The organism is Streptomyces sp. AV19, from assembly GCF_015999245.1.
In the GTDB taxonomy this organism is placed as follows: domain Bacteria; phylum Actinomycetota; class Actinomycetes; order Streptomycetales; family Streptomycetaceae; genus Streptomyces.
In genome coordinates, this window is the sequence record NZ_JAEAMR010000044.1 from 1 (window position 1) to 1,955 (window position 1,955).

A 1,955-nucleotide genomic window follows, 5' to 3' on the forward strand; every position below is an offset into this window, starting at 1 on the left:
TCGCGATCCGCTCGCTCGTCACCCCGGTGGCCGCGGTGAACGCGCCGCCGGTCACGTCGGCCCAGGCGTCGCCGGACCCGTCGTCGCTGCTCTCCTGGAGCTTGACCGTGACCGACGTGCCCGTGAACGCGAAGACGTGCAGGTAAGCCTGAAGCCCGAAGGCAGTTGAGCCGGTCCCGAAGTCCACCGACGAGCCGTTGGTGGCCGTGGTGTCCGTACGCTTCCCGGCGGTGAGAGAGCGCCCCCACTCCAGTCCGTAGCCGTTGGCCTGAGCCTCCACGGCGAAGGTGAACGCGCCGTCGTCCGCCCTGGTGCCGTCGTAGTTGATCTGCTTGGCGACGATGTTCGCCGAGGCGTTCCCCAACGTCGTGCCACGGAAATAGGTCGTGATCACGTCGGTCGTCGGCAGCGAGCGGAAGCGCTGGTGCGCCCGGTCGGTGGCCGGGTTGAACCAGGCCGTGAACTCCAGCTTCCCGTCCCGCAGACCGCCGATCCGCTCGAACGCGGACTTGTCGATGCCGGTGACCTCCAGCGCCGCCGGGCCGCCGGAGACGCCGCCGAGCTGGCCGATGTCCCCGCTGAGGTCGTAGCCCGCGACGTACAGGTTGTCGCCGAGCCCGGATTGCTTGGCCATGGGCTATGCCACCTCGTCCCAAAGGTCGTTGACGATGACGGGCAGCGTGATCGTGATGACCCGCAGCAGCGCGCCGTCCTGCTGGATGTAGCCCGCCCGCGCCTCCAACGCGGCCCCGTGCTGGCCGAAGACGTCGACCTGCCGCACGGTGCCGCCGAGGTCGAAGTCGCCCACATAGGCGCGGAGCAGGGCGTCCGTGGCGGTCAGGAGGTTCGGGTCGATCGCGTCGGCCGGCTCCTGGATCGCCGACGTGTACAGGCGCACGTTGAAGATCAGCCGGGCGGATGCCGAGCCGAGCCCGGACGTCCGGGCGGCGGTGATCCCGTCCACCCACACGGCCGCCGTCAGCCCGCGACCGGGTGCATTCTGAGGCTCGTGCCCGTTGACCCGCTCGAAGTGCCCGGACGCCATGGCGTGGGAGATCACCACGTCGAGGATGCCGCTGATGTTCAGTGCCACCGCGTCACCTCATCCCCGGCAGATGCCGCTGAAGGATCCGCTCCGCCATGGCCGGTACCTGGCCTTTGACGGCTTCCTTCATCCGCCGCCAGTGCGAGTAACCCGCGAACCTGGTGACCGGGGCGTTGCGGGAGCCGATGCCCTCCAGCCACGGCCCGTAGACCACGCCGTTGTCGTGCACGCGGCTCGTGTCCGCCGCGAGCCGCTCGGTCTCGACCCGGGACTCGTAGTAGCCGGTCGGGTGCCGCAGCACGTGTCCGAGTTCGTTGAGGACGAGGGTCTCGGCGTACTCGGCGATCTCCTCGCGCGCGGCGTCGCAGAACGCGGCGGCGGCACGTGCGGCGCGGCCGTCGAAGAGCGGCCCGTTCATTTCGACGTCGACGCCCATGTCACACCGCCCTCGTACGGGCCTTGCGACCGTGGCTCGCGTACACCGACTCCCGCAGGTCCCGCAGCCCCCGGCCGGACGCTTCGCGCTGCGCCTCGCCGGAGCCGACCACCCGGGCGTACCCGGACTGCCCCTGGAGCAGGGAGGTCAGGGCCTCGGCGACGGTGAGCTCCCGGACCGGACCGGGCGGGTCCCAGCGGTAGATGTCGTCACCCGCGCTCATAGCGGCCGCCGTGGTGCCGAGGGCGCCGCGGGTCACGGTCAGGGTGCGGGGCGCGTAGATGTCGGCCCCGGCCGCGTGCGCGGCCAGGACGGAGCCGTCCCATGCCCGCTTCACGGTCAGGACGGAGCCGGCCACGTCCACGACGAGCATCCGCTCGGAGTCGATGAGGATGACCTCGTCGACGGCCGGGGCGGCGGTCAGGGTGGAGACGGTGATGGACACGTCTGCGGCGGACGCGGTGAGGGAGTCGG

4 protein-coding genes are annotated in these 1,955 nt (G+C 71.0%); all 4 read right to left on the reverse strand.

The window, feature by feature from the left end; translation table 11 throughout:
- Positions 1–634: hypothetical protein (locus I5Q34_RS32900; RefSeq protein WP_199896167.1), on the reverse strand; the 634-nt coding region annotated here is incomplete at its 3' end.
- A 3-nt stretch (positions 635–637) separates the two neighbouring features.
- On the reverse strand, positions 638–1,093 hold the full coding sequence (locus I5Q34_RS32905) for a hypothetical protein (protein WP_199896168.1): 456 nt from the start codon (positions 1,091–1,093) through the stop codon (positions 638–640).
- A gap of 4 nt (positions 1,094–1,097) precedes the next feature.
- Positions 1,098–1,481, reverse strand: a complete 384-nt coding sequence (locus I5Q34_RS32910; RefSeq protein WP_199896169.1) for a hypothetical protein — start codon at positions 1,479–1,481, stop codon at positions 1,098–1,100.
- 1 nt (position 1,482) lies between these two features.
- A partial coding sequence (locus I5Q34_RS32915) for a hypothetical protein (RefSeq protein WP_234429896.1) occupies positions 1,483–1,955 on the reverse strand: 473 nt, incomplete at its 5' end.

Bases quoted from the DNA above. Each gene is read 5' to 3' on its own strand.
- I5Q34_RS32910 (WP_199896169.1), bottom strand. From the start codon at position 1,481: ATGGGCGTCGACGTCGAAATGAACGGGCCGCTCTTCGACGGCCGCGCC.